The following is a 25,465-nucleotide window of genomic DNA, read 5'->3' on the forward strand; positions in this document are numbered from 1 at the left end:
ATCGGAGAACCTCATGAACCGATTTACAGACAAGGTCGCGCTGGTTACCGGCGCGGCCCAGGGCATCGGCCGCCGCGTCGCCGAGCGTTTGCTCGAAGAGGGCGCCAGGGTCGTGGCCGTTGACCGCTCGGAATTGGTGTTCGAACTGGAAGGCAGCAACGTGCTGTGCCTGACCGCGGACCTTGAGCAATACCCCGATTGCGATCGCATCATGGCCGCCGCCGTCGAGCGCTTCGGGCGCCTGGATATTCTGGTCAATAACGTTGGCGGGACCATCTGGGCCAAGCCGTTCGAACACTACCAGCCCGATCAGATCGAAGCCGAAGTGCGTCGCTCGTTGTTCCCGACCTTGTGGTGCTGCCATGCCGCGCTGCCGTACATGCTTGAGCAGGGCAGCGGCGCCATCGTCAACGTTTCGTCGATCGCGACCCGTAGCCTGAACCGCGTGCCGTACGGCGCGGCCAAGGGAGGGGTCAATGCACTGACCGCATGTCTGGCGTTTGAAACCGCCGGCCGTGGCGTGCGGGTCAACGCCACCGCCCCTGGTGGCACCGAAGCGCCCCCTCGGCGGATCCCGCGCAACAACGCCCAGCAGAGCGCCCAGGAGCAGGTCTGGTATCAGCAGATCGTCGACCAGACCCTCGACAGCAGCCTGATGAAGCGCTACGGCACCATCGAGGAACAGGTCGGCGCGATCCTGTTTCTGGCCTCGGATGAGGCGACCTATATCACTGGCGTCACCTTGCCGATCGGTGGGGGTGACCTGGGTTAAATCAGAAGGCCTGAATTGTTCAGGCCTTTTTGCTGTGTGCGATTACTACAACAACAAGAGTCGATGCCATGCGAAAAATCGATATCAATGCCCTGATCGATCAGGCGCGCTTCAATCCTTTCCACTGGCGGGTGCTGTTCTGGTGCGCGCTGATTATTATCTTCGACGGTTACGACCTGGTGATTTACGGCGTGGTGCTGCCCGTATTGATGCAGGAATGGGGGCTGACACCGTTGCAGGCCGGGGCCTTGGGCAGTTATGCGCTGTTTGGCATGATGTTCGGTGCCTTGATATTGGGCTCGTTGTCGGACCGAATCGGTCGCAAGAAGGTGATCGCCATCTGCGTGATTCTGTTCAGCGGCTTTACGGTGCTGAACGGCTTTGCCCGCAATCCGACCGAGTTTGGGATCTGCCGCTTTATCGCGGGCCTGGGAATCGGCGGGGTGATGCCCAACGTCGTTGCCTTGATGAGCGAATATGCCCCGAAAAAAATCCGCAGCACGCTGGTGGCGATCATGTTCAGCGGCTATTCGGTGGGCGGCATGCTCTCGGCCGGGCTGGGCATCGTGCTGCTGCCCAGCTTTGGCTGGCAGTCGGTGTTCTATGTCGCGGCAGTGCCGCTGCTGCTGTTGCCACTGATTCTGCGCTGGTTGCCCGAGTCGGTCGGCTTCATGCTGCGCCAGGGGCGCAACGAAGAGGCGCGTGAAGTGCTGCAGCGAATCGAGCCGACCTATGTGCCACAGGCCAGCGACCAGTTGACCATGGCCTCCCTCAAGCCTGCCGGCGCGCCGCTGGTGCAACTGTTTCGCGAAGGCCGGGCGATCAGCACAGTGATGCTTTGGGTGGCGTTTTTCTGCTGCCTGTTGATGGTCTACGCGCTCAACTCCTGGCTGCCCAAGCTGATGGCCAGCGCCGGCTATGGCCTGGGCTCAAGCCTGAGCTTTTTGCTGGTGCTGAACTTCGGCGCGATTTTTGGGGCGGTCGGTGGCGGCTGGATCGGTGATCGCTTCAAGTTGCAAAAAGTGCTGGTGGCCTTCTTTGTGATCGCGGCGATTTCCATCAGCCTGCTGGGCTTCAAGAGCCCGACGTCCGTGTTGTACGGGCTGATCGCCGTTGCCGGCGCCACCACCATCGGCACGCAAATCCTGGCCTACGCCTGCGTGGCGCAGTTCTACCCCATGTCGATTCGCTCCACCGGGCTTGGCTGGGCCTCTGGTGTGGGCCGCAGCGGCGCGATCGTCGGGCCGATTCTGGGCGGCGCACTGGTGGGCATTCAACTGCCACTGCACCTGAATTTCATGGTGTTCGCCGTGCCTGGCGTCGTTGCTGCCCTGGCCATGTGTCTGGTGTATCAGCGCCGGGCCAAGGTGCCTGCGCTCTCGGCTGAGGCCAGCCCCGCGCCCTGACGCGGGTTCGTGTGAATGCGATGGCGTGCCTTCAGCAGAGGGCGCGTCATTGCTCATTTTCTGGAAAGCTCATGAAAAACTTCCTGAACGACATCTCCCTGTCGGCCGTCGTCGCCGGCTTCATCGCCACACTCATCTCCTACGCCGGCCCTCTGGTCATCATCTTCCAGGCCGCCAAGGCTGCGCACATGCCCGACGAGGTGCTGTCCTCATGGATCTGGGCGATCTCCATCGGCAGCGGTGTACTCGGCATCCTCCTGAGCCTGCGTTACAAAGTCCCGGTGATCATTGCCTGGTCCGCACCCGGTTCGGCGCTGCTGGTGGCCTTGCTGCCGGGCATCAGCCTGAACGAAGCCGTCGGCGCTTTTCTGCTGGCCAACCTGATCATCTTGCTGGTGGGGCTGTGCGGCATCTTCGACCGGATTGTCGGCAAACTGCCGGCGGCGATCTCGGCGGCCATGCTGGCCGGGATCCTGTTCAGTTTCGGCACCCAATTGTTTGTCTCAGTGAACGATAAGCCGTTCATGGTCCTGGCGATGTTTGCCACTTACCTGTTGTGCAAGCGTCTGGTGCCGCGTTACGCGGTAATGGCGGTGCTGATCGTCGGCAGCCTGATTGCGCTGGCTACCGGCGAGATGAACAGCGCAGCGCTGGTCATCGGCCTGGCCACGCCGGTGTGGATCACCCCGGAGTTCAGTTGGCATGCGGCCCTGAACATCGCCTTGCCGCTGGTGATGGTCGCGCTCACCGGCCAGTTTGTGCCCGGTATTGCTGTGCTGCGCAACGCCGGGTACAGCACGCCGGCCAGCCCGATTATCAGCAGCAGTGCGCTGGGCAGCCTATTGCTCGCGCCGTTTGGTTGCCATGGTTTGAACCTGGCAGCGATCACGGCGGCGATCTGTACCGGCCGCGAATCCCATGAAGACAGCCGCAAGCGCTATGTGGCGGGCGTGGTGGGAGGGGGTTTCTATGTGTTGCTGGGAATTTTCGGCGCGACGCTGGTTTCGCTGTTCACTGCATTTCCCCATCAATTGATCGCCGCGTTGGCAGGCTTGGCGCTGTTCACAGCCATTGCCGGTGCCCTGGCAGGCTCCATGGCGGTGCCGGACGACCGGGAATCGGCGCTGATCACCTTCCTGGTGACCGCTTCGGGCATGTCATTCCTGGGCTTGTCGGCGGCTTTCTGGGGGTTGATTTTCGGTTTGGTCGCCCATGGTGTACTGACCTTCAAGCGGGGCAGAGCAGCGATTTCGGTGGCGGAACCGGCTCGTTGAGTAGGTCGCGAATATCGATTTCGTACTGTGCTACGTACCACATTGATACGTAGCATTTAAGATCAAAAAATAAGCAAAAAAATATGAATAAATAACATCCGATAATACTGAATTATCAAAGACCAGCCGCTTTTTCAGCGCTAGAATGCCGCCCAACAGTACGAAAGCAGGGGCAGGGCAGTGAGCGCTGAAATCGAGCGGTATATTCAGGCCGGTACGCGGGAAAACACCCGTCGCAGCTACAAGTCCGCGATAGAGCACTTCGAGGCGCAGTGGGGCGGTTTCCTGCCGGCCACCAGCGAGAGCGTCGTGCGCTACCTGGTGGCGTACGCCGACACGCTGTCGCAGAACACCTTGCGCCTGCGCCTGGCCGCGCTGGCCCAGTGGCATGTCAGCCAGGGTTTTCCCGACCCGACCAAGGCGCCGATGGTCAAGCAGGTCATGAAGGGCATCCGCACGCTGCACCCACAACAGGCGCGCCAGGCCGAACCGCTACAACTGGTGAGTCTGGCCAAATGCGTGGGTTGGCTTGAACAGCAAGCGGCGCAAGCGCGGGAGCACGGCCAGACCGGCCGCATGCTCAAGTGCCTGCGTGACCGTGCGCTGGTGTTGATCGGGTTCTGGCGCGCGTTTCGCAGCGATGAGCTGTGCCGCCTGAGCATCGACCACATCCAGGCCCGGCGCGGGGAGGGCATGCAATTGTTCCTGCCGTGGAGCAAGGGCGACCGCGAAAACACCGGCACGACCTACAAGGCACCGGCGCTTGAGCGGCTGTGCCCGGTGGAGGCGTATCTGGACTGGATCACGGTGGCGGGGCTGGCCACGGGGCCAGTGTTTCGCGGTATCGATCGCTGGGGTCGGATGGGCGAGACAGCGCTGCATCCCTACAGTGTTGCGCCGATATTGCGCGACGCGCTGGCGGGCGCCGGGGTCGACAGCGAGCACTACAGCAGCCACTCGCTGCGACGCGGTTTTGCCAACTGGGCCAATCGCAGTGGCTGGGATCAGAAGACGTTGATGAGCTATGTGGGGTGGAAGGATGCCAGCTCTGCGCTGCGGTACGTGGATGCGCAGACGAGGTTTATCTTGTAACCATCAGCCCCAATTCCGCCTGCTGTAGGGTTGTGTGTGTGTAGGAGCCGAGCTTGCTCGCGATGAGGCCCATCAAGGCGACACAATGGCTCAGGGCATGGCTGTCGATCGAGTTGGCCTCATCGCGAGCGAGCTCGGCTCCTACAGCAGATTGCCGGAAATCAGTAGCCCGTCATTTCCAGGTAGCCACGGCCACCCAGGCTACCTGTCAACCGCACCGGCCCCTCCCAATACGGATACGTCGTATCCATCCACGCCCGCGGTTCCAACGCTTCAACCTGCACATCCACCCCATGCTCGGGCACCTGCACCCGCCAGCGGGTCGGCACTTTGCGGCCGTTGGCCTGAGTCGTCCAGTCCAACTCCTTGAGCTGAATCTGCTCACCCAACAAGGCCCGGGTTTCGCCCTGAGCACTGATCCAGGTACCGGCGCGGTAAGGTTTGCCGCTGGTTTCACGCACCCGAAACAGCATCAGCTTCGCCCCGGAGTCCAGGTGCAATGAAAACCAGTCCCACCCCGATTGCCCCGCCGCCAGCGGCTGGCTGCTCCATTCCCGGTCCAGCCAGGCAAGGCCGGTAACCTGCACGCGCTGACCTTCGCGCACGATTTCACCGCTGACCCGGTAAAACGGCTGACTGTAGTAGTAGGAAGCCTGCCCCTGGCCGGATTTTTCGCTGTACCCCTGTGCGCCGTGAAGTACCAGCGGGCCGTCGCTGTCCAGCTGCAGGCGATAGCTGAAGCCCTTGCCTGTGGCGTGCATCTTCAGGTGCGCGATCCCGTCAGCAGCCGTGCTCTCTAGTGACCAATCATTGATCCACGCTCGAAACGGTTCAGATGAGACGCCAGCCTGGCCGATACCGCCGCGGGCGAGGGTTTCACCGGATTGATGCCCCAGGGGGCCAGTCAGCGCCGCGTGGCCCATCCACAGGTTCGGGCTGCCCCAGCCTGCAGTCTCGGCGCCCGGTCGCAGCGCTGAACGGAACAACGTCCATTGCACGCCCCAGTCGCGGCCTTGGGCGTCGGTCAGGTTGGCGGTGACGTACCACCATTCGATCCGAAAGCCATGGTGAGCACCATGGTCGGCAGGAAACACCAGCGGATGATTGCGCTCGACCTGCTTGAAGGCGGACGCGTCCTGACCGAGGCCGGCAAAGCTCTTGGGCGAGGGGGCCGGTTGATCACATCCCCCCAGCGCTAACGCCGCGACCATCAACACACACGGTTTACGCTTCATCGGCAAATTGCCTCAAGAGGTCGGCGGGCTGTCGCCGTGCCAATTGCCAGAGCGGCCAGGCGGCGGCCAGCAGGCTGGTGAGCAGCCCGAGCAGGGCCAGTTGCAGCAGTTGCCCGGCGAACACATACAGCGGCAAGCGCCAACCGAAGGCTTGCACATTGACCACCGCCACCAGGCACCACGCCAACAACAAACCCAGGGGTATCGCCAGTAGCACCGTCAGGCTGCTGAGCATCAGTGTTTGCCCGAGTGACAACCACGCCAGCCGCGAGCGCTGTACCCCCAGGGCCCAGAGCGGCGCCAACTGGCCCAGGCGGCTCTGGCTCAAGGTCAGCAAACTGATAAACAGCGCCACGCCGGCCACCCCGAGGGTCAGGCTGTTGAGCGCTGCCGTGGCGGCAAAGGTGCGGGTGAACACTTCGGTCGACCAACGCTTCAAGGTCGATTGATCGACCACCCGACTGTCGTCCAGTGCAAAGCGCTTTTGTAGCTCGGCCCTTAGTATCGGAATGGCTTCAGGTTCCAGTTTCAAGCCTATCGCAGTCAAGGTTGCATCGGGCCTGTGCCTGCGCAACCAGTCAGCATTCACCAGCACATGACCCTTGGGGTTGCCGTAGTCGGCGTACAGGCCCACCACGATCATGGATTGCCGCACTTGGGCGGGTAACTGCACGCTGTCGCCTAGTTCGACCTCCAGCCGGCGTGCCAATTGCTCGCTGAGCATAATGCCGCTGCCGCTCGCCAATTGCTGCCAGGCCTGCGGCGCCTGATCCAGCAACGGCCAATGCGCGCGATAGTTTGGGTGGTCGGCGATGCCTTGCACCTGCACGGGCCAGCCTTCGAGTCGTACTTCCAGGCGCCAGCTGGGCAGGAGGGCGGTGACCCCCGGCTGGCTGCCGAGCCAGTCGCTGATCTGTAACGCTTGCCCGGTATCACGGGGCGACAGGTACAAATCGGCCGACAGGCGCTGGTCGAGCCAGCCGATGAAGGTCTTGCGAAAGCCTTCGGTCATGCTGCCAACGCCCACACTGGCGGCCAGAGCCAGTAACAGCGCCATCAAGGCCAGACTCAAAGCTGGCAGTTGCTGGCGACTGTCAGCGATAAACCATTCAGACAGCGGCCCGCGACAACCCCGCGCCAGCAACGCCAGTGCAGCGTCGAGCAAGGCGGGCAGGATCAGCGCGCAAGCCAGCAGCAGCGCGGCGAGCAGGATAAATGCGCTGGGCAGGCTATTGCCGAATCGCCAGCAGGCCAATGCCACCAGCAGCAACAGTGCTGCCAGCATCGCCTGGCGCTTCAACCATGGCCCTTGCGCCATCCGCCAGGCCTGAGGCTGTGCCAAGGCCAACAACGGCAAGCGGGCGGCGCGCAGCAAGCTGCTGCACCCTGCCAGCAATGCCCCGAGTAAACTGACGGCAACGCCTGCCAGCCACCACTGCGCCGGCAGATCAAGATGCCCGGCGACCTGGGCGCCATACAGGCCTCGCAAGCTGGCAGCGACGTCGGGCAATAACAGGCTCGCCAGCCCATAACCGCTGGCAACCCCGGCCAGGCCACCGAGCACGGCAAAGGTGCCAAGCTCTATCGACAGAGCGGCCAACAGGCTGCGCAGGCTGATGCCACAGGCGCGCAAGGTGCGGATCAGGCCGCGCCGTTGTTCCAGGGCAAGGCCGATGGCGGCATGGACAATAAACAGACCGACGATAAAGGCCAGCAAGCCCAGCGCCGTGAGGTTGAGGTGGAAGCTGTCGGTCAGGCGCTGCAAGTCGCCGTCTTCGCTTGAGGGTTGCAGTTGCAGGTGCGCTGCAAGACCGGCCGGTAGCACCGGGCGTTCGCGCGCAAAGGCCGCGGGCAGCAACAGTCGCGAAAGCTGTCCTGAAGCCTGCAGCAGCTGTTGCGCATGGCCGATATCCAGCACCACCACGCCAGGCGCCAGCGCTTCCTTGAGGACAAAGGGCGGCAAGGTGCGGCCATCGCTGCTGCGGGCTTGCTCGCCGGCTTTCAGGCCCAGTTGCTGCAGCGTATCGGGGCCAACCCAGGCCTGGCCCGGCGTACCGATAAAGGCTTCCAGGTCGAAGGCCTGCCCCGGTTGCCCGGCGATGGTGCTGCCCGCGGGCAGGCTCAACGGCTCAATGCCGATCAGCCGAATACTCAGCGGCCGCTCGCCGCCAAACCGTACGCGGCCTTCAAGCACCGGCGTCACCGGCCAGCCTTCTGCGCGCAGCTGCACATACAATGCCTGATCGAAACGCTCACCGGTACGCGGCAGTATCTGCGCCTGTGCCGGCCCCGCCAGTACCGCACTGGCACGGGCATAGTCATTGCGCGCCTGGCTATTGAGAGCCTGAACGCCGGTCCACAGCGCCGTGGCCAGCCACAGCCCGGTGAGAATGCTGAAAAACTGCAACGGATGGCGCCGCCAATGGCTCAGCAGCGCCTGCACGGCGATCAGCATCGGGCTCATCACCGCGCCTCACTCTGCACGCGGCCGTTGTGCAACAGGCAGCGCTGGGCCAGCTGTGCGGCCAGGCGCCGGCTGTGGGTCACCATCAACACGCTGCTGCCAGCCTCGGCGACCAACTGCAACAGCAAGGCCAGTACCTCATCGCTGCTCGCTTCATCGAGGCTGCCGGTGGGCTCGTCGGCCAGCAACAGCGCCGGCCTGGCTGCCAGCGCACGGCCGATGGCCAGCCGTTGCTGTTGACCGCCGGACAATTGTTCCGGATAGCGTTGCAACAACGTCGACAGGCCGAGGCGTTCAGCCAGGTAGTCGACCCAGGCGCGATCATGGCGCTGCGCCAGCCGCGCCTGGAACGCCAGGTTGGCCGCCACCGTCAGGCTGCTGATAAGGTTGTACTGCTGGAACACCAACCCGATACCTTGACGCCGCCAGCGTGCCAGCGCTGTTTCCGAGCGACCGTCCAGCGGCTCATCGTCGATCAGGATGCGCCCGCTGTCAGCCCGATCGAGGCCGGCGATCAAGTGCAGCAGCGTGCTTTTACCGCTGCCCGACTCTCCCATCAGCGCCAGACTGCTGCCGTGCGCCAGGCGCAGGTCGACGCCCTGCAACACCGCCAGCGTACCTTGGGCGGTGGTGAACGACTTGCACAACTGCTCGACGACCAGCATCAACGACACTCCTTCGGGTGCTATTACTCACCAGACTGTGAATCGACCATAGCATTCAGAACGCCGACCCATTAGTCTGCGCGCATCGGTATGTACAACAGTACGAAATAACAGGAGTGAGCATGGCCCGAGGTGGCATCAACAAAGCCGTGGTGCAGAAGGCGCGGCAAGCCTTGCTGGCGCGGGGCGAGCATCCGAGCATCGATGCGGTACGTATCGAGATGGGCAATACCGGCTCGAAAACCACCATTCACCGCTACCTCAAGGAACTCGAGGATGGCGCTCAGCCGCGTGATCTGCAGGCCCCGGACCTCGGCGACGAGCTGGCGCAGCTGGTGGCCGGACTTGCCCAGCGCTTGAAGGAGGAAGCGATTGCCCCGCTGGAGCAAGCCCATGATGAATTTGCAGAAAAACAAGCCACCTGGCAGGCAGAGCTCTCGGCCAGTCGTGAAGCGCTGGCGCAGTTGCAACAGCAGCACGCCAGCCAGCGTCAGGCTCTGGAACAGACCAGCGCCGCGCTGTCGACCAGCCAAGGCAACCTGCACGCCGAAGAAGCCCGCAATGCCCGCCTGAGCCAGACCTGCGACGACCAGCAATTGCGGCTGGAAGAAAAAGCCGAGCATATCCGCTCGCTGGAGGACAAACACCAGCATGCCCGCGATGCGCTGGAGCATTACCGCAACGCGATCAAAGAGCAGCGCGAACAGGAACAGCGCCGCCACGAAGGGCAGTTGCAGCAGTTGCAGATGGAAGTGCGGCAGTTGCAACAGACGCTGATCGTCAAGCAGGACGAATTGACCCGCCTGAACCGCGACAACGAACGGCTGTTGGTGGAAGCGCGGCAAGCGCGTCAGGAACATGACCACCAGCGTCGCGCAACCGAGCAAAGCAGCGCCGAGGTGGACGGCCTGAAAACCCTGGTGGCCCAGGCCGAAGGCGGGCGCCAGGCACTGTCAGGCCAGATCGAGGAATTGAAGAAAGAGATGGCGCAGCTGGCCAAGGTGGCGTTGCGGCGGGTGCACAAGCGGCGGGTACCTGAAGCGCCTGAGGCGGAGTAAATGACCTTGGCGCTACTGCCAGTCAGTTAAGGCATAGAACTGTGGGAGCGGATTTATCCGCGAATAAAGGCAACACGGTCTACCTGATAAACCGCAGCGCCTATATTCGCGGATAAATCCGCTCCCACGAGTCATTCGCAGCAACGGCCCCGGAATTTACAGAGCTTCGGTGCTGGCTACCCCATTCACCAACCGCGAAATACCCAACGGATTCGCATTCTTCAGCGCATCCGGCAACAACGCATCCGGGTAGTTCTGGTAGCACACCGGTCGCAGGAAGCGGTCGATCGCCAGCGTCCCCACCGAGGTGCCGCGCGCATCGGAAGTGGCAGGGTAGGGCCCGCCATGAACCATGGCATCACAGACTTCCACACCGGTCGGGTAGCCATTGAGCAGCAGGCGCCCGGCCTTTTGCTCAAGCAGTGGCACCAGCGAGGCAAACTGTTCGAGGTCCGCGGGCTCGGCAATCAGGGTCGCGGTCAGTTGACCATCAAGGCTGGCCAGGACCTGTTCCAGCTCCGCCTTGTCACGCACCTGGACCACCACCGTGGTCGGGCCGAACACTTCTTCCTGAAGCAATTCATTACCCTTGCGCAGCAATGACACATCGGCCTGGAACAACTGAGGGTGCGCCTGGTTGCCGGTTTGCTCACGCCCGGCCAGGTGGGTGATGCCCTCGGCACTGCCCAGTGCTGTCAGGCCACGGCAATAGCTGTGCAAGCCGCCGGCATTGAGCAGTGTCTGGGCCGGCTGGGCGTCGATAAACTGCCCCAGCTTGTCCAGAAACGCCGAAAATTCGGGCGAGGCGATCCCCAGCACCATCCCGGGGTTGGTGCAGAACTGGCCGGCGCCCAACACCACCGATGCGCCCAACTCAACCGCAATCTTTTCGCCACGTTCGGTCAGCGCCTGAGGTAGCACAATCATCGGGTTGATACTCGACATCTCGGCAAACACCGGAATCGGCCGGGGCCGAGCGGCGGCCATGTCGCACAGTGCACGGCCACCGGCCAGTGAACCGGTAAAACCCACGGCACAAATGGCCGGATGTTTGACCAGCCGCGCACCCACGCCGCCGCCATAGATCATGTTGAACACACCCGCCGGCATGCCGGTGGCTTCGGCGGCACGGATGATGGCCCGGGCAACCCCATCTGCCGTGGCCATATGGCCGCTGTGGGCCTTGAACACGACCGGGCAGCCTGCTGCGAGTGCCGCTGCGGTATCACCACCGGCAGTGGAGAACGCCAGCGGAAAGTTGCTGGCACCGAAGACCGCCACCGGGCCGACACCAATGCGCGTTTGCCGCAGGTCAGGGCGGGGCAGTGGCTGGCGATCGGGCAACGCCAGGTCGATGCGCGCGCCATGGAAGTCACCCCGGCGCAGCACCTTGGCAAACAGGCGCATCTGGCCACTGGTACGACCACGCTCGCCCTGGATGCGGGCCGCTGGCAATGCCGTTTCCCGGCAAACGATGGCAATAAAGTCATCGCCCAGGGCGTCGATCTGGTCGGCGATGGCCTCCAGAAACTCAGCCCGACGCAGTGGCGAAAGGTTGCGAAAGACCGGGTAGGCATCCGCCGCTGCCTGGGCGGCAGCGTCGGCTTCGGCATCGGTGGCCTGGAAGAAGCGATAAGGCAAGGCTTCGCCTGTGTGAGCGTCCAGGCTCTGCAAGGTAACGTCACCTGCGGCGCTGCGGCCACCGGCAATAAAGTGCTGACCAAGAATGTCCGTCATTTGCGGCTCCTTTAATGAAAAGTGGGGGGCTGGCGTCAGGTAAATAGCCCCGATCTGCCACGGCACACATTCGTTGCACAGCGCCCGGATGGGTCAGAGTGCCTTGACCTCGCCGATGGAGAACGCCGCGTCGGCGACGTCGATGGCATTGCACAGCGGGGCGCCAAACTCAGCCATGCTGATTTCGAAACGGTCGCCTGGCTGGGTCTTCACGTTGTCGGCCACTGACAACGTCGCGGTGCCGAAGAAGTGCACGTGCACGTCACCGGCACGCAGGAACTGACGGTACTTGAAGTGGTGGTACTCCAGGTTGTCGAGGCTGTGGCACATGTTGTCTTCGCCACTGAGGAACTCTTTTTCCCAGAGCACTTGCCCATCGCGCCAGATCCGGCTGGTGCCGGCCAGGTGGCGGGGCAGTTCGCCCACCCGCAGTTCCGGCCCGTAAGAGCAGTTGCGCAATTTGGAGTGCGCCAGGTACAGATAACTGCGGCGCTCCATCACATGATCGGAGAACTCGTTGCCCAAGGCGAAGCCGAGGCGGTAAGGCGTGCCGTCTTCACCGATCACATAGAGGCCGGTCAGCTCCGGCTCTTCACCGGCGTCTTCGGCAAATTGCGGCGACTGGAACGGCTGGTTGGGGCGAACCACGATCGAGCCGTCGCCCTTGTAGAACCATTCCGGCTGGGCGCCGACCGAGCCGGGCCCGGGGCGCCCCCCCTCGATGCCCCACTGGAACATGCGCGCGGTGTCGGTGAGGGCGGTCTGGTCATCGATTTTTTGCTGGTGCATCTTGTCGCGGGTCGAGGCGCTGCCCAGGTGAGTCAGGCCGGTGCCGCTGATCAGGCAGTGGGCCGGGTCTTCGTGGTCCAGCGGTGGCAGAACGCGCGCGGCGTCCAGCAGCTGGGTATAACTTTCAGTAGCGGGCGTGCAGCCACGCGCCTGGACTTCTTCAATCAGGTTGCGGCCATTACCGATGGCGGCGAGCGCCAGGGTGCGGGTGCTGCCGGCCTGGTTGACGATCAGCAACTTGTCGCCTTCAATCACGCCGACGCAGCGCTGGCCTTGGAAATCTTCGAACTGGATCAAACGCATGGAGGCTGGCCTCGGCTTGTTGTTATCGATGCGTCACTTTAATTTCCACAGCAAATGCTGCCTAATGAGAGTTAGGACCCGAGCGATAACTTTCAGGTATACCTATGCTGCCACCCTTTACCACCATCGTTTCGCGCTTGCGCCTCAAGCAACTGCGCCTGTTGATCGCCCTGGATGAACACGGCTCGGTGCGCAAGGCCTCCGATGCCATGGCCTTGTCGCAACCGGGCGCGACCAAGGCGCTGCATGAGATCGAAACGATTTTTGGCTCCAGACTGTTCGAACGCACCAGCAAGGGCCTGGAAGCCAACGACCTGGGACGCTGCGTGATTCGCTATGCGCGGCTGATCCATACCGACCTTGAGCATTTGCGTGAAGAAATGGTCGGCATTCTGCAGGGGCACGGCGGGCGCTTGAGCGTGGGGACGATCATGGGCGCGGTGCCGGCGCTGGTGGACAGCCTGGCGCGGTTGCGGGACAAACAGCCCGAGCTGTCGGTGACGATCGTCGAGGACACCAGCGCGCGCTTGCTGAGCCTGCTGGACCAGGGCCGGCTGGACGTTGCCATTTGCCGCACCAGCGTCAGCCAGCGACCCACCGCCTACCAGACCCGTTCCCGCGCCCAGGAGCCGTTGGTGCTGGTGGCCAACCCGGCGCATGCGCTGGCCGGGCGGGTGAAGCTGCAACTGGCGGACTTGATGGACAGCCGCTGGGTGGTGTTCCCGGTCAACATGCCGATGCGTTTGACCCTGGAACGCGAATTTCGCCAGGCCGGCTTGAGTTTTCCGTTGTATCCAATGGTGACCTCGTCGACCTTTACCACCTTGTCGCTGTTATTGCAGGACCCGTCGCTCGTGGCGGTAATGCCTGCCGATGTCGCCCGGATGGCGCTGGATCACGGCCTGTTGGTGAAACTCGACTTGACGATCCACTCAGTGAGCGAGCCTTATGAGATTGTCACGAGGGTGGATGTAGAGTTGACGGCGCCGATGGCGATGTTGATTGATGAACTCACAGCCTGAACACAACCCCCTGTAGGAGCCAGGCTCGCCTGCGATGGGGGCACTGCGGCGCAGCCCATCGCAGCGGTCCGGCGTCCCGGCAAGCCTGGCTCCTACACGCGGTTCGCGTCGTCACCATTGGATAGAAGAATCATGAGCCTGCAGCTTGTTTGCCATTCAACACTGACCCGTGCTCAGCAAAGCCAACTGCAGGGTCTTGAACTGTCCCCCGAACAACAGGCCTTTGCCGGGGACGTTCACTCAGCGCTGTATCTCCTGAACAACGGCCAGAACTTCGCTATCCGGGGTTTTGTCTTGCTGGTCGATCAACGCCCTGTCGCCTTCCTGCTCCTCAAGCGCCCTCCCTATCTTCCGCCCTGGGCCGATGAGAATTCGGCCACCTTGCACGCTTTCATGGTCGATCAACGCCAGCAGGGCAAAGGCTATGGCAAGGCTTGCCTGCAAGCGCTGCCCGCCGCCGCGAAGCAGGCATGGCCCGAGCTTGCGCAATTGATGCTTTCGGTGGATCTCGACAACCTCCAGGCATTGGCGCTGTACCGCAGGCAGGGCTGGGAGGCCTGCGGCCATGGCTATCGAGGTCGATCCGGCCATGAATTACGGATGCGCTTGCCCATCGCCCCGTGAACGATTCTTCAATCGATAGGCCAGCGCCGGGCGGGTCATGCCAAGCAGGCGGGCGGCTTCGGAGACGTTGCCTTGCGCGCGCTCCATCGCCGCCTGCAACACGGCGTCCTCCACCGCCTCAAGGCTCAGCCCGCTGCTCATGACCTGCTGCAGCCAGCCGCTGTCGCTGGCCGGCGTTTGCGGGACCAGGCTGCCATCGCTGGCCAGGCCAATGCTGTCCGCCGACACCGGCAAGTGCGGAAACAACGCCTCGACACCAATGCTTTCGTTCTCATCGGTGATGATCACGCCGCGCTCGATCAGGTTTTCCAGCTCGCGGATATTGCCCGGCCAGTCATGCCGCAGGCAGGCCTCAAGCGCGCGGTCGGACAGGCCCAGGGTCTTCTTGCCATAGCTCTCATGGTGCTTGGCAAGAAAGTGCTCGGCCAGTAACGGGATGTCTTCCTTGCGCTCGCGCAGCGCTGGAATATTGACCGGAAAGACATTCAGCCGGTAATACAGGTCCGCCCTGAAGCGCCCTTGGGCGACCGCCTGGGCGAGGTCTTCGTGGGTAGCGGCGACCACTCGCACATTGACCTTGCGGGTCTGGGTATCGCCAACCCGTTCCAGTTCCGACTCCTGCAAAACGCGCAACAGGCTGGCCTGGGCCCTGGGGGTCAGCTCGACGATTTCATCGAGAAACAACGTGCCGCCGTTGGCCCGTTCGAAGCGGCCCATGCGCGATTGCTGGGCCCCGGTGTAGGCGCCTTTTTCCACCCCGAACAGTTCGGCCTCGATCAGGTCGGGCGGAATTGCCGCGCAATTAAGCGCCACAAACGGGCCACCGGCGCGCTCGCTGCGAAGGTGCAAACTGCGGGCGATCACTTCCTTGCCCACTCCGGTTTCACCCAGCAGCAACACCGAGGCCTTGCCGGGCGCGGCCTTGTCGATCAGGGCAACGGTCTTGCGGTAGTTCGGGGCCTGGCCGATGCCGTAGAAGCGCCCGGCTTCCAGTTGCAGGCGCTGGCGCAGGTTCGCCACTTGCACTTGCAAGGTTTGCAACTCATCGATGATGGGGTCGCTCTGGAAGTAGCGCATGAAGGCTTCGGCATCGTCCCATTGCTCGGCCGGCTTGCCGATGATCCGGCAGCGCTCGTCCCCGCAGCCGCGGCAGGTCACTTCCTGATAGATGATCTGACGGCCCAGGAAGAACGAGCTGTAGCTGATTGCGTAGCCCAGCAACATCCAGCACACCGGCTGGCTGGAATACAGCCCTTCGGCCTGGCAGTTATCGACTTCGAAAGAATCCTGCCACTCGATATCGGCGTAGAACTGGCCGTTTTCCAGGTCGATATCGATCTGCAGCGGCTTGACGTTGACCATGCCCTTGAGCGAATGCAGTTGCGGGCCGATGAAGAACATCTCGACGTCCGAGCCCTGTGGTCGCAGCTTGCGGGCAAGCTCGGCGTCCTTGAGCCCGGACTGATAGCCCAGGCGCAGGAAAAAGCCCTTGGCGCGCTCTTCGCCGAGCATCTCGATCAATTCACGCCGGCAGGCGCCCATCATCGACACCTGAATCAGCAGCATGCGTTGCTCGTCGAGCCAGACCTTGCCCTCGGTCCCGAGAAAACGCACGCGGTCAGTGAGGTCCTTCAGGCCCGGCGCCGGTTCAGCGGCCGTGTAGTGGGTAATCATGGTGGGGGTGATCCCTGTTGTAATTATGGTGTGGGGCACGGGTTCTTTTTTTATTAAGCGGGGCAATGCCGGGCAAAAGTCAATCGCCGGACGATTGGTCATTTGCTCACACCGTTCGCGACGGTTTGATCAAATGGTTAAACCCACCCGTGATTCGAACGCTCCGAAAAACTTCGACGCCAAGCAATAAACCTATTTAAAACAATGAGATAAATGATTGTTTCATGATCTGGCACAGCCGTTGCTCAAGGGTTATTACCTCCAGCACGGCGAGTAGCGGTCATGAACCACCCAGCCCCCACCTTCAACCAGATGCCACGTTACGTGCGAGTGCGCAGTGGCGCTGACAATCCCTTTATCGAATTCGATTTTGCCATCGGCTACCCCGACCTGTTCGTCGAACTGGTCATGCCGCCCGATGCCTTCCGGATCTTTTGCCGGGTCAACCGCGTGCAGCACATGGACAGCGCCATGGCCGAGGCCATTGACGCCGACATGCGCAAGTGGCGGTACGGGGAGGGCGCGGACGACTGAACCGGACAGCACCCGACACCGCATCCAATAAGAACAATCACAGGAGCTCTTCATGTCCATCGAGATCAAGACGGCCACCGCCGAGCCGATCCGCCAGACTTTCAGCCACACCCGTCGGCGTTTCGGCGACAAGCCTGCCAGCCGCTATCAGGAAGCCAGTTTCGATCTGGAAGCGGCGACCAACTTCCATTACCGCCCGCTATGGCAACCGGACAAGCTGCTCAACGACCCGACCCGCACGGCCATCGTCATGGCCGACTGGTACAGCGTGTCCGACCCGCGCCAGTTCTACTACGGCGCCTACGTGCAAACCCGCGCCAAGATGCAGGAAAACGCCGAGCACGATTACGCCTTCTGCGAAAAACGCGAGCTGCTGGCCCACCTGAGCCCGGCCCTGCGCGAGCAGATCATCCAGCTGCTGTTGCCGCTGCGCCACGCCGAATTCGGCGCCAACATGAACAACAGCGGCATCGCCGCCGACGGCTACGGTACCAGCGTCACCCAGATGCACATGTTCCAGGCCATGGACCGTCTCGGCATCGCCCAGTACCTGTCGCGTATCGGCCTGATGCTGGATGACGGCGGCCTGGCGGCACTGGACCGAGCCCGCGCGCTGTGGCAGCAGGAGCCATCCTGGCAGGGCCTGCGCCGCTATGTCGAAGACAGCCTGGTGGTCAGCGACTGGTTTGAGTTGACGCTGGCGCAAAACCTGGTCAGTGATGGTTTGCTCTACCCGCTGCTGTTCCAACGCTTCGACGAACAGCTGTGCGCCCAGGGCGCCGGCCAGTTCGGCATGCTCACCGAGTTCATGCGCCTGTGGTTCAGCGAGAGCCAGCGCTGGGTCGATGCCATGGTCAAGACCGTGATCAACGAGAGCGACGCCAATCGCGAACAGGTCGGTGTCTGGGTGGATCACTGGCGTGCGCGCGCGCTGGAAGCGCTGGCGCCGCTGGCGGAAATCGGCCCGGGCCAACCGGCTCTGGAAGACATCGACCGCGCCTTCGGCCAGCGCCTGGGCAAGCTCGGCCTGCCAGGAGCACGCCCATGAACTCACTCGTGTACATCGCCTTCCAGGACAACGACAACGCCCGCTACATCGTCGAGGCCATCGTTGCCGACAACCCGCATGCCGAGGTCCAGCACCAGCCGGCAATGATTCGGGTCCAGGCCAGCCAGCGCCTGGAGATCCATCGCCAGACCGTCGAAGACAAGCTGGGCCGCGAATGGGACATCCAGGAAATGCTGATCGACGTGATCACCCTGGGCGGCAACGTCGAGGAAGAAGAGGACAGCTTCATCCTCCACTGGAACTGACCGCCCCCTATAACAACAAGAATTGGAGAGCACCACCATGGCTGCCAAGCGCCTGAACCAGAAAGAAAAATACCGCTGCCTGACCCGCGACCTGGGTTGGGAATTCAGCTACCAGACCAAGGAAGCGATCTTCCCTCACGAGCGCTTCGAAGGCATCAAGATCACCGACTGGGACAAGTGGGAAGACCCGTTCCGCCTGACCATGGACGCCTACTGGAAATACCAGGCCGAGAAAGAGAAAAAGCTCTACGCGATTTTCGATGCCTTTGCGCAGAACAACGGTCACACCCATATTTCCGATGCCCGTTATGTGAACGCGCTGAAACTGTTCCTGAGCGGCGTCACGCCGCTGGAGTATCAGGCCTATCAGGGCTTTGCCCGGGTTGGTCGGCAGTTTGGCGGTGCCGGTGCGCGGGTGGCGTGCCAGATGCAAGCGATTGACGAGCTGCGTCATGTGCAGACCCAGATCCACGCCATGAGCCACTACAACAAGCACTTCAACGGCCTGCATGACTTTGCCCACATGCACGACCGGGTGTGGTTCCTGTCGGTGCCCAAGTCGTTCTTCGAGGATGCCCGCACCGCTGGCCCGTTCGAATTCCTGACGGCGATTTCGTTTTCCTTCGAGTATGTGCTGACCAACCTGCTGTTTGTGCCCTTCATGTCCGGCGCCGCGTTCAATGGTGACATGGCCACCGTCACCTTCGGTTTTTCGGCCCAGTCCGACGAAGCCCGACACATGACCCTGGGCCTTGAGGTGATCAAGTTTCTGCTCGAGCAGCACGAAGACAACGTGCCGATCATCCAGCGCTGGATCGATAAATGGTTCTGGCGCGGCTACCGGCTGCTGACGCTGGTCGGGATGATGATGGACTACATGCTGCCGAACAAGGTCATGTCCTGGGCCGAAGCCTGGGAGGTGTATTTCGAACAGGCCGGTGGCGCGCTGTTCAAGGACCTGGAGCGCTATGGCATTCGCCCGCCCAAGTACGTCGAACAGACCACCGTCGGCAAAGACCACATCAGCCACCAGGCCTGGTCGATTTTCTACCAGTACAGCCAGGCTACCAACTTCCACACCTGGATTCCGACTGACGAGGAGCTGGACTGGCTGTCGTCCAAGTACCCGGACACCTTCGACAAGCACTATCGCCCGCGCTTCGAACACTGGCGCGCGCTGCAGGAGAAGGGCGAGCGCTTCTACAACCCGACCCTGCCGATGCTCTGCCAGGTGTGCCAGATCCCGCTGTCGTTCACCGAGCCCGACGATGCCACCACCCTGAGTCACCGCAGCAGCACTCATGAGGGCGAGCGCTACCACTTCTGCTCGGACGGCTGTTGCGACATTTTCAGTTTCGAGCCCGACAAGTACATCCAGGCCTGGCTACCGGTGCACCAGATCCTGCAGGGCAACTGCGGCGGCGCAGACGTCGAGAGCGTGGTGCGCGACTACTACAACATCGCCCCGGGCCAGGACAACTTCGAGTACGAAGGCTCGCCCGAGCACCAGCGCTGGCAGCAATGGCACCCCAAGGCCAGCTGAACACAACAATAAGGAAAACCATCATGTCCGTGACTGCCTTGCATCCGTACCCGGCCACTGCGCTGGACCTTCAGCAGAACTTCCATGGCGCACAGCTTGTGTACCTGTGCTGGGAGCGGCACCTGTTGTTCTGCGCGCCGTTTACCTTTCCATTACCACCGAGCCTGGGCTTCGCCGACTTTATCGAACAGGTGCTCAAGCCGGCGGTGTCCCAGCACCCGGAGGCAGCGCAGATCGATTTCGGCAACAGCCGCTGGCGCCTGGACGGCCAGCCGTTCGTGCCGGACTTCGCTGCCAGCCTTGAAGCCAACGGCATCGGCCATAAAAGCCTGCTGCACCTGGACACCCCGGGCCTGAACGGCCTGGCCGGCACTTGCAATTGAGGAACCTGCCATGAGCTATCAAGTCACCCTCGAACCGACCGGCGAACTGATCGAAGTAGAGGAGGGGCAGACCATCCTCCAGGCTGCCTTGCGCCAAGGAGTATGGCTGCCGTTCGCCTGCGGCCATGGCACTTGTGCCACCTGCAAGATTCAGGTACTCGAAGGCGAGGTGGACATTGGCGCGGCGTCCTCGTTTGCGCTGATGGACATCGAACGCGATGAAGGCAAGGTCCTGGCCTGCTGTGCGATGCCGCAAAGCGATATGGTGATCGAGGCCGAAATCGACGTCGATCCGGATTTTCTCGGTCACCCGGTCGAAGACTTCAATGCGGTGGTCACCCGCGTGGTTGATCTGTCGCCGACCATCAAGGGCGTGCACCTGAAACTGGATCGGCCCATGGCGTTTCAGGCCGGGCAGTACATCAACCTGCAACTGCCGGGCATTGAGGGCACACGCGCGTTTTCGCTGGCCAACCCGCCGGCGCGCGCGGATGAGGTGGAATTGCATGTGCGCCTGGTCGAAGGCGGAGCGGCCACCGGCCATATTCATGGGCGTCTGCAAGCGGGCGACGCGGTTCAGCTGTCCGGGCCGTATGGGCAGTTTTTTGTCCGTGGTTCTCAGGCGGGCGATCTGATTTTCATCGCCGGCGGCTCGGGGCTGTCCAGCCCGCAGGCGATGATTCTCGATCTGCTGGCCCAGGGCGATGGACGCCAGATCACGTTGTTCCAGGGAGCTCGCAATCAGGCCGAATTATATAACCGCGATCTTTTTGAAGACCTCGCCCGGCAATACAGCAACTTCACTTATGTGCCGGCGCTCAGCCAGGCTGCGCAAGATGAAAGCTGGAACGGCTATCGGGGGTATGTCCACGATGCCGCCAGGCACCATTTCGACGGCCGCTTTGCCGGGCACAAGGCCTACCTGTGTGGCCCGCCACCGATGATCGACTCGGCGATCACCTGCCTGATGCAGGGCCGCCTGTTCGAGCGCGACATTTTTATGGAGCGCTTCTACAGCGCCGCCGATGGCGCCGAGGATGCGCCGCGCTCGGCGTTGTTCAAGCGCATCTGATCCTTTGTCTGCCACTGAAAAAAGCAAGTGTGTGGGAGCGGATTTATCCGCGAATACCGGCAACTCGGTCCACCTGACACACCGGGGTGCCTGGATTCGCGGATAAATCCGCTCCCACATTGATCTCCACTGAGATTCGTAAGAGCCATAGAACAATAAAAAGGTAAATGCCATGCCACGTATCTCGACGCTGGCGCGTTGCTGCGCGCTCGCTGCTTTGCAAATGACCGTGCGCACCGCCGTTGCGACTGAAGGGGGCGGCTCGTCGTACCCGATGGGCGCTGAAAACTACATGTCCGGGGCGATGCCGCCGCCGGGCGTGTATGGCCAGCTGTTCGTCAATCACTATGAAGCCGACAGCCTGCGCGGCAATGACGGGCGCAAGCTGCCGGTCGACTTCAGCGTGCGGGCCGATGCGCTGACGCCGAGGCTGATCTGGGTCACCGACCAGACCCTGTTCGGCGCCAGCCTTGCCTTCCACGCCATCGTCCCGCTGGTGGATCTGAAAGTCACGGTCAACGGCCAGTCCCAGTCCAAACAGGGCATGGGCGATATCATCTTCGGCCCGGCGCTGGGCTTTCACCACAGCGAGAAACTGCACAGTATCCTGGCGCTTGACATGATTGCCCCCAGTGGCCGGTACGACCGTGATGACCTGGCCAATATCGGTCGCAACTATTGGGTGTTTGAGCCGGTGTATGCGCTGTCCTATGTCGACCCGAACGGGCTGAACATCGACGCCAAGATCATGTACGACTTCAACCGCAAAAACCCCGACACCGACTACCTGTCCGGCCAGGAGCTGCACATGGACTACGCCGTCGGCTGGGGCCTGGGCAATGGCTGGGTGGTCGGCATTGGTGGTTATGCCAACCATCAGCTGACGGATGATCGCCAGAATGGCGAGCGCATTGAAGATAACAAGGGCCGTGTCTTGGCTGTGGGGCCGTCGATCAAGTACAGCAACAAAAACGGCTGGTTCGTGACCGCGAAATGGGAGAAGGAGACCGGCGTGCGCAACCGTGCAGAGGGGGAGGCGTACTGGATGAAGGTGACGGTGCCATTCTGAGCCATTGAAGCGACTGTTCGCATTCTTTGCCATATGGCGCTAAACTCTCGCCATATGGCAAACAAAGGGGAGGTTGCCCATGACCATTGGCGTCGCCGAAACCCGGCAAACGTACCTGCAAGACCCGAATAAACCGCTGCAACTGCTGTTCGGAAGCAGCAGGCCGCAAGCGCCCAGTGCATTTGATATCCACGAACTGATCGAGCGCGGCTTTCCGTCTGAAGCGGTGATTGCCTTCGTGCAATCGGTCAATCAGTTCAAGGACAAACAGGTGTTCGTCAAGATCATCGGCTTGTCCGAGCGCACCCTGCATCGTCGCATCAAACACCCGGAGCCCTTGACGGCCGAGCAGAGCAGCAGCGCCTGGCGCCTGGCCAAGGTGTTGAGCAAGGCCGAAGACGTGCTGGGTGAACGCCAGGAGGCAGTGAAATGGATGATCACCCCGGCCCTGGGCCTGGAAGGGCGCGTGCCGTTGGATCTGCTGACCACTGAAGTAGGCTTCGAACTGGTTGATGACCTGCTGACACGCATGGATTACGGGGTCTACAGCTGATGGCAGTGATTCCAGGGAATGGAGAGATTTACCTTTGGCGTCTGGACCGCAAGGAGCATGCGTCGACGTGGTTCAGCGGGATAGGCGCCGAGTTGGGCGGGGGGCGCTGGAACTCCAAGGGGGTCAAGGCGGTGTACGCGTCAGCCGATCCGTCCACCGCCATTCTCGAAGTGGCGGTTCACAAAGGCTTCAGGGCACTCGACACGATCGCTCATGTGCTGACCGGGGCACGAGTGATCAACCGTTCCCAGGTTTACACGCTGTACCCCGACGCAGTCCCCAATCCCAACTGGCTGGTGCCGGGCACGCCGGGCATTGGCCAGCAGCAATTCGGCAATCAATTGCTGGCCGCACACCCGTTTGTCCTTATCCCTTCAGCCGTCTCCCGGCACAGCTGGAATGTGCTGATGAATCCGGATCTGGCTGAAGGCCTGTTTGAGGTGATCAGCCAGGAGCATTTTGCCCTGGATACGCGCCTCAATCCCCCTTGAAGCTTTCAAGGTTGACCTGCGCGAGGTGCACGGGTAGGGCGCCAGCGCAGTAGCTGAATGGTTCTTTGATGGCGTATGAACGCTCTGTAAGGAGAGGGAAGATGACAGTCAGGGTTTTGAACTTTCCGGGCATGTTCAATTCGGGAAAACACAATACAGCAAGTAATAACTCAACTAAATAGACATTTAGTTGAGTTATTAAAAAGCACTCGGCAAACAAGCGAAAGGGCTGTCAGGCTTGGGATTTTACAGTGTCCGTGCCATTGCACAACGTCGATATCCAGGTAATCCCGCTGCGACTTCCTTCTGCAATGCTTTATATAAGCGTTCATTCAACTGTTCCCCAGACAGTTATAAAACGATGCGTTTCAGGGTACATCCTTGAACGTCGCCAACGTCACGCGCTTTAGATCCATCGAGCATGCCTGTCCGATGATCGTCATCAACGCCGCTGAACGTTCGATGGCAGGTAATGCAGCAGCGTCATTGCTGGTTGCGCGACAAATGAGCACGGGGCATGAGCTGAACTCGAGAAAGTAGATTGTCAGAGCAAGAGCGCGCAGTCAGCGCCCAGCCGATTATGATCGCAGGACACACATGATTGAGGTCTCGGCGGGTTTGCGTGAGTGAGACTGAAAGTCACGGAGCAGCATTGAAATCTGGTCTGCAGCGACCCTGACACACACAGATACAATTACGCATAATGTATATTATGTTAAATTATGTGTCAGGACGGAACTTCCCGAGTGCTGCTGTCGATTTGAACCTCCTCGGGTCGCTATCCGCTTGAATCGATTAGTGCAATCGTCGAGATGAAAAGCCTAAACTCGTCAAGCATGTGCCATGTTAGTAATGTTCATGATGAAGTACCCGGTCGTAACGATTCGATTTTCTAGGTGTAATCATGCGAGTCCGAGCACCTTCCTCCGTTTCGTATAACTGGTTTCAGGTGGTCTCCGATCTGTTCGTCGTACGTATGTAGTTGGCACGATGTCTCCCACCAAAGAACGAGCGCTCACGCGCCGACATCAAAGCAGTCAACATTGATGAGACGCTTGATGATTCTCAGTGCTTTTGACAGAGATAACGGGTTCATTACACGCTGCTATGCTGACAGGCGTAACTTAAGCTAGTGATGCAACTGAGCCCGGTTGTAATGACCAAGGTAGCGGTTCACGGGTTCTCGGCGAGTCAGACTCAGAGAATTTGGGAGGCTGTATGGCGAAAATCAATTGGACTGAAGGCAGGGAGAAGTGCAGCCCCGCCCCGCTTCACTGCATCGTCAGTTGTTTCATAAAGTAATCATCATGACAGACTCGTTTGATATGAACTCAGCCACGAAGGATTGGAGGCTGGGTTTGATTGGACAAGCCCCCCCGTTCCTTGCCGTGATGAGACTCATCCCGAAACTTGCCGCCTGGGATGCACCCGTACTGATTGAAGGAGAAACAGGTACAGGCAAGGAACTTGCGGCCCGTGCAATCCATTACGGCAGTCGTCGAAGGTCCAAGCCATTCGTTCCGGTGAACTGCGGGGCAATACCCGAGAGCCTTATCGAGAACGAACTGTTCGGTCATTGCCGTGGTGCGTTCACGGACGCCGGGGCGAAAGAACATGGCCTGCTGCGGCTGGCGGACCAAGGTACTTTGTTTCTCGACGAAATAGATTCGTTGCCGGTGCGCGGCCAGGTGGCGCTCTTGCGCTTTCTGCAGGATGGCCGGTATCGACCACTCGGCGCTGTGCATGAAGAGACAGCAGACGTGCGGATGATCGTCGCGTCCAACCGTAAGCTTGAAACACTGGTTGAAGCGGACGGTTTTCGGGCGGACCTTCTATTTCGCCTGCGTGTTTTGTCGATTGAAATGCCACCGCTGCGTGAGCGCCTGGGTGACTCCTTGTTGCTTGCCAATCATTTTCTGCGCGAATTTGCATCGCGTTATGGCGAGCACAGACTAAAAACGAGTGCACTGGATTCCCACACACATGCCTGGTTCGATTCGTACTCGTGGCCCGGGAATGTCCGCGAACTGGAAAACCTGGTCCACCGCGAATTCCTGCTGTCCGATGGACGAGCCTTCATCATTCCTGCGCCCAACGTAACCATGAACACTTGCCCGGATCACGGATTGATCCAGGCCTCTGCTGGCATTCCTCCACAAAGCTACACGGTCGCCCGTACAAAAGTGCTCGATGCATTCGACAAACGATACCTGGAAGATCTCCTGCGACATACCCGAGGCAACGTCAGTCAGGCGGCTCGCCTCGCGGGCAAGGAAAGAAGCTCTTTGGGCAAACTTCTAAGGAAACACCAAATCGATTGCTCGCGGTTTCGAGATCGATAGTTTCCGTTGCCAATCGAAAAACATCACGCCTGCTGACTGCGTCAGAACT

23 protein-coding genes are annotated in these 25,465 nt (G+C 61.2%); 17 read left to right on the forward strand and 6 right to left on the reverse strand.

Going from position 1 to position 25,465, the window contains the following annotated elements; all coding sequences use genetic code 11:
- The first annotated feature begins 13 nt into the window (after positions 1-13).
- From GUY40_RS00595 to GUY40_RS28640, 4 genes are all read left to right on the forward strand, one after another.
- Positions 14-772, forward strand: a complete 759-nt coding sequence (locus GUY40_RS00595; RefSeq protein ID WP_166566996.1) for a 1,6-dihydroxycyclohexa-2,4-diene-1-carboxylate dehydrogenase — start codon at positions 14-16, stop codon at positions 770-772.
- Between the two features lie 68 nt (positions 773-840).
- Positions 841-2,178, forward strand: coding sequence for an aromatic acid/H+ symport family MFS transporter (locus tag GUY40_RS00600; protein ID WP_166566997.1), 1,338 nt, complete (start codon positions 841-843; stop codon positions 2,176-2,178).
- 71 nt (positions 2,179-2,249) lie between these two features.
- Positions 2,250-3,452, forward strand: coding sequence for a benzoate/H(+) symporter BenE family transporter (locus GUY40_RS00605; RefSeq protein WP_166566998.1), 1,203 nt, complete (start codon positions 2,250-2,252; stop codon positions 3,450-3,452).
- Between the two features lie 180 nt (positions 3,453-3,632).
- Positions 3,633-4,544: a site-specific integrase gene (locus GUY40_RS28640; RefSeq protein ID WP_166566999.1), complete on the forward strand. Its 912-nt coding sequence runs from the start codon at positions 3,633-3,635 to the stop codon at positions 4,542-4,544.
- A 161-nt stretch (positions 4,545-4,705) separates the two neighbouring features.
- Here GUY40_RS28640 and GUY40_RS00615 read toward each other — a convergent pair whose 3' ends face one another.
- The 3 genes from GUY40_RS00615 to GUY40_RS00625 are packed head-to-tail and all read right to left on the reverse strand — an operon-like array spanning position 4,706 to position 8,908.
- Positions 4,706-5,779: a lipocalin-like domain-containing protein gene (locus tag GUY40_RS00615; protein ID WP_166567000.1), complete on the reverse strand. Its 1,074-nt coding sequence runs from the start codon at positions 5,777-5,779 to the stop codon at positions 4,706-4,708.
- Positions 5,769-8,243 carry an FtsX-like permease family protein gene (locus tag GUY40_RS00620; RefSeq protein WP_166567001.1) on the reverse strand — a complete coding sequence of 825 codons (2,475 nt, stop codon included), beginning with the start codon at positions 8,241-8,243 and terminating at the stop codon, positions 5,769-5,771. The genes GUY40_RS00615 and GUY40_RS00620 overlap by 11 nt, the downstream gene beginning before the upstream one ends.
- Entirely contained in the window at positions 8,243-8,908 is a 666-nt protein-coding gene (locus GUY40_RS00625) for an ABC transporter ATP-binding protein (protein WP_166567002.1), read from the reverse strand. Before GUY40_RS00625 ends, GUY40_RS00620 begins: the two co-directional genes overlap by 1 nt.
- Positions 8,909-9,030: 122 nt before the next feature.
- Between GUY40_RS00625 and GUY40_RS00630 the strand changes: the two genes are divergently transcribed.
- A complete protein-coding gene (locus GUY40_RS00630) occupies positions 9,031-9,966 on the forward strand; it encodes a DNA-binding protein (RefSeq protein ID WP_166567003.1) in 936 nt (311 codons plus the stop codon).
- A gap of 156 nt (positions 9,967-10,122) precedes the next feature.
- Here GUY40_RS00630 and GUY40_RS00635 read toward each other — a convergent pair whose 3' ends face one another.
- Together GUY40_RS00635 and araD1 are read right to left on the reverse strand one after the other, a co-directional pair.
- Positions 10,123-11,703: an aldehyde dehydrogenase (NADP(+)) gene (locus GUY40_RS00635; protein ID WP_166567004.1), complete on the reverse strand. Its 1,581-nt coding sequence runs from the start codon at positions 11,701-11,703 to the stop codon at positions 10,123-10,125.
- A gap of 93 nt (positions 11,704-11,796) precedes the next feature.
- Positions 11,797-12,795 (reverse strand): AraD1 family protein, encoded by a 999-nt coding sequence (gene araD1 / locus GUY40_RS00640; RefSeq protein ID WP_166567005.1) that lies wholly within the window; start codon positions 12,793-12,795, stop codon positions 11,797-11,799.
- 104 nt (positions 12,796-12,899) lie between these two features.
- On the opposite strand from araD1, the gene GUY40_RS00645 reads away from it, so the two are divergent.
- The gene (locus tag GUY40_RS00645) at positions 12,900-13,817 is read left to right on the forward strand and encodes a LysR family transcriptional regulator (RefSeq protein ID WP_166567006.1); all 918 of its coding nucleotides are present in this window, start codon (positions 12,900-12,902) and stop codon (positions 13,815-13,817) included.
- Between the two features lie 132 nt (positions 13,818-13,949).
- Positions 13,950-14,441, forward strand: coding sequence for an N-acetyltransferase (locus GUY40_RS00650; RefSeq protein ID WP_166567007.1), 492 nt, complete (start codon positions 13,950-13,952; stop codon positions 14,439-14,441).
- Here GUY40_RS00650 and GUY40_RS00655 read toward each other — a convergent pair.
- Entirely contained in the window at positions 14,412-16,115 is a 1,704-nt protein-coding gene (locus tag GUY40_RS00655) for a sigma-54-dependent Fis family transcriptional regulator (RefSeq protein WP_166567008.1), read from the reverse strand. The two genes, GUY40_RS00650 and GUY40_RS00655, sit on opposite strands and share 30 nt — an antisense overlap.
- A 282-nt stretch (positions 16,116-16,397) precedes the next feature.
- Here GUY40_RS00655 and GUY40_RS00660 point away from each other — a divergent pair, with 282 nt between their 5' ends.
- The 10 genes from GUY40_RS00660 (at position 16,398) to GUY40_RS00705 (ending at position 25,416) form a co-directional block, all read left to right on the forward strand.
- Positions 16,398-16,649, forward strand: a complete 252-nt coding sequence (locus GUY40_RS00660; protein WP_166567009.1) for a phenol hydroxylase subunit — start codon at positions 16,398-16,400, stop codon at positions 16,647-16,649.
- Between the two features lie 52 nt (positions 16,650-16,701).
- The gene (locus tag GUY40_RS00665) at positions 16,702-17,697 is read left to right on the forward strand and encodes an aromatic/alkene monooxygenase hydroxylase subunit beta (protein ID WP_166567010.1); all 996 of its coding nucleotides are present in this window, start codon (positions 16,702-16,704) and stop codon (positions 17,695-17,697) included.
- Complete coding sequence (locus GUY40_RS00670) at positions 17,694-17,963, forward strand: MmoB/DmpM family protein (protein ID WP_166567011.1); 270 nt, start codon at positions 17,694-17,696, stop codon at positions 17,961-17,963. Before GUY40_RS00665 ends, GUY40_RS00670 begins: the two co-directional genes overlap by 4 nt.
- A 37-nt stretch (positions 17,964-18,000) precedes the next feature.
- A complete protein-coding gene (locus GUY40_RS00675; RefSeq protein ID WP_166567012.1) occupies positions 18,001-19,506 on the forward strand; it encodes an aromatic/alkene/methane monooxygenase hydroxylase/oxygenase subunit alpha in 1,506 nt (501 codons plus the stop codon).
- A 23-nt stretch (positions 19,507-19,529) separates the two neighbouring features.
- Entirely contained in the window at positions 19,530-19,889 is a 360-nt protein-coding gene (locus GUY40_RS00680; RefSeq protein WP_166567013.1) for a phenol hydroxylase subunit P4, read from the forward strand.
- A 10-nt stretch (positions 19,890-19,899) separates the two neighbouring features.
- Positions 19,900-20,961 carry an NADH:ubiquinone reductase (Na(+)-transporting) subunit F gene (locus GUY40_RS00685; RefSeq protein ID WP_166567014.1) on the forward strand — a complete coding sequence of 354 codons (1,062 nt, stop codon included), beginning with the start codon at positions 19,900-19,902 and terminating at the stop codon, positions 20,959-20,961.
- Positions 20,962-21,184: 223 nt separating this feature from the next.
- Positions 21,185-22,030, forward strand: coding sequence for a transporter (locus GUY40_RS00690; RefSeq protein ID WP_166567182.1), 846 nt, complete (start codon positions 21,185-21,187; stop codon positions 22,028-22,030).
- A 79-nt stretch (positions 22,031-22,109) separates the two neighbouring features.
- Positions 22,110-22,583 (forward strand): antitoxin Xre/MbcA/ParS toxin-binding domain-containing protein, encoded by a 474-nt coding sequence (locus GUY40_RS00695; protein ID WP_166567015.1) that lies wholly within the window; start codon positions 22,110-22,112, stop codon positions 22,581-22,583.
- Positions 22,583-23,074 carry an RES family NAD+ phosphorylase gene (locus tag GUY40_RS00700; RefSeq protein WP_166567016.1) on the forward strand — a complete coding sequence of 164 codons (492 nt, stop codon included), beginning with the start codon at positions 22,583-22,585 and terminating at the stop codon, positions 23,072-23,074. Before GUY40_RS00695 ends, GUY40_RS00700 begins: the two co-directional genes overlap by 1 nt.
- A gap of 1,307 nt (positions 23,075-24,381) precedes the next feature.
- A complete protein-coding gene (locus GUY40_RS00705) occupies positions 24,382-25,416 on the forward strand; it encodes a sigma 54-interacting transcriptional regulator (RefSeq protein WP_218585424.1) in 1,035 nt (344 codons plus the stop codon).
- The last annotated feature ends 49 nt before the right edge of the window (positions 25,417-25,465 follow it).

It is taken from the genome of Pseudomonas sp. R5(2019) (assembly GCF_009905435.1).
Classification (GTDB): domain Bacteria; phylum Pseudomonadota; class Gammaproteobacteria; order Pseudomonadales; family Pseudomonadaceae; genus Aquipseudomonas.

Excerpts from the sequence above, each read along its gene's own strand:
- GUY40_RS00595 (WP_166566996.1), top strand. The coding sequence starts at position 14 with ATGAACCGATTTACAGACAAGGTCGCGCTGGTTACCGGCGCGGCCCAG.
- GUY40_RS00600 (WP_166566997.1), top strand. The coding sequence starts at position 841 with ATGCGAAAAATCGATATCAATGCCCTGATCGATCAGGCGCGCTTCAAT.
- GUY40_RS00605 (WP_166566998.1), top strand. The coding sequence starts at position 2,250 with ATGAAAAACTTCCTGAACGACATCTCCCTGTCGGCCGTCGTCGCCGGC.
- GUY40_RS00615 (WP_166567000.1), bottom strand. The coding sequence starts at position 5,779 with ATGAAGCGTAAACCGTGTGTGTTGATGGTCGCGGCGTTAGCGCTGGGG.
- GUY40_RS00620 (WP_166567001.1), bottom strand. The coding sequence starts at position 8,243 with ATGAGCCCGATGCTGATCGCCGTGCAGGCGCTGCTGAGCCATTGGCGG.
- GUY40_RS00625 (WP_166567002.1), bottom strand. The coding sequence starts at position 8,908 with ATGCTGGTCGTCGAGCAGTTGTGCAAGTCGTTCACCACCGCCCAAGGT.
- GUY40_RS00630 (WP_166567003.1), top strand. The coding sequence starts at position 9,031 with ATGGCCCGAGGTGGCATCAACAAAGCCGTGGTGCAGAAGGCGCGGCAA.
- GUY40_RS00635 (WP_166567004.1), bottom strand. The coding sequence starts at position 11,703 with ATGACGGACATTCTTGGTCAGCACTTTATTGCCGGTGGCCGCAGCGCC.
- araD1 (WP_166567005.1), bottom strand. The coding sequence starts at position 12,795 with ATGCGTTTGATCCAGTTCGAAGATTTCCAAGGCCAGCGCTGCGTCGGC.
- GUY40_RS00645 (WP_166567006.1), top strand. The coding sequence starts at position 12,900 with ATGCTGCCACCCTTTACCACCATCGTTTCGCGCTTGCGCCTCAAGCAA.
- GUY40_RS00650 (WP_166567007.1), top strand. The coding sequence starts at position 13,950 with ATGAGCCTGCAGCTTGTTTGCCATTCAACACTGACCCGTGCTCAGCAA.
- GUY40_RS00655 (WP_166567008.1), bottom strand. The coding sequence starts at position 16,115 with ATGATTACCCACTACACGGCCGCTGAACCGGCGCCGGGCCTGAAGGAC.
- GUY40_RS00660 (WP_166567009.1), top strand. The coding sequence starts at position 16,398 with ATGAACCACCCAGCCCCCACCTTCAACCAGATGCCACGTTACGTGCGA.
- GUY40_RS00665 (WP_166567010.1), top strand. The coding sequence starts at position 16,702 with ATGTCCATCGAGATCAAGACGGCCACCGCCGAGCCGATCCGCCAGACT.
- GUY40_RS00670 (WP_166567011.1), top strand. The coding sequence starts at position 17,694 with ATGAACTCACTCGTGTACATCGCCTTCCAGGACAACGACAACGCCCGC.
- GUY40_RS00675 (WP_166567012.1), top strand. The coding sequence starts at position 18,001 with ATGGCTGCCAAGCGCCTGAACCAGAAAGAAAAATACCGCTGCCTGACC.
- GUY40_RS00680 (WP_166567013.1), top strand. The coding sequence starts at position 19,530 with ATGTCCGTGACTGCCTTGCATCCGTACCCGGCCACTGCGCTGGACCTT.
- GUY40_RS00685 (WP_166567014.1), top strand. The coding sequence starts at position 19,900 with ATGAGCTATCAAGTCACCCTCGAACCGACCGGCGAACTGATCGAAGTA.
- GUY40_RS00690 (WP_166567182.1), top strand. The coding sequence starts at position 21,185 with ATGACCGTGCGCACCGCCGTTGCGACTGAAGGGGGCGGCTCGTCGTAC.
- GUY40_RS00695 (WP_166567015.1), top strand. The coding sequence starts at position 22,110 with ATGACCATTGGCGTCGCCGAAACCCGGCAAACGTACCTGCAAGACCCG.
- GUY40_RS00700 (WP_166567016.1), top strand. The coding sequence starts at position 22,583 with ATGGCAGTGATTCCAGGGAATGGAGAGATTTACCTTTGGCGTCTGGAC.
- GUY40_RS00705 (WP_218585424.1), top strand. The coding sequence starts at position 24,382 with ATGACAGACTCGTTTGATATGAACTCAGCCACGAAGGATTGGAGGCTG.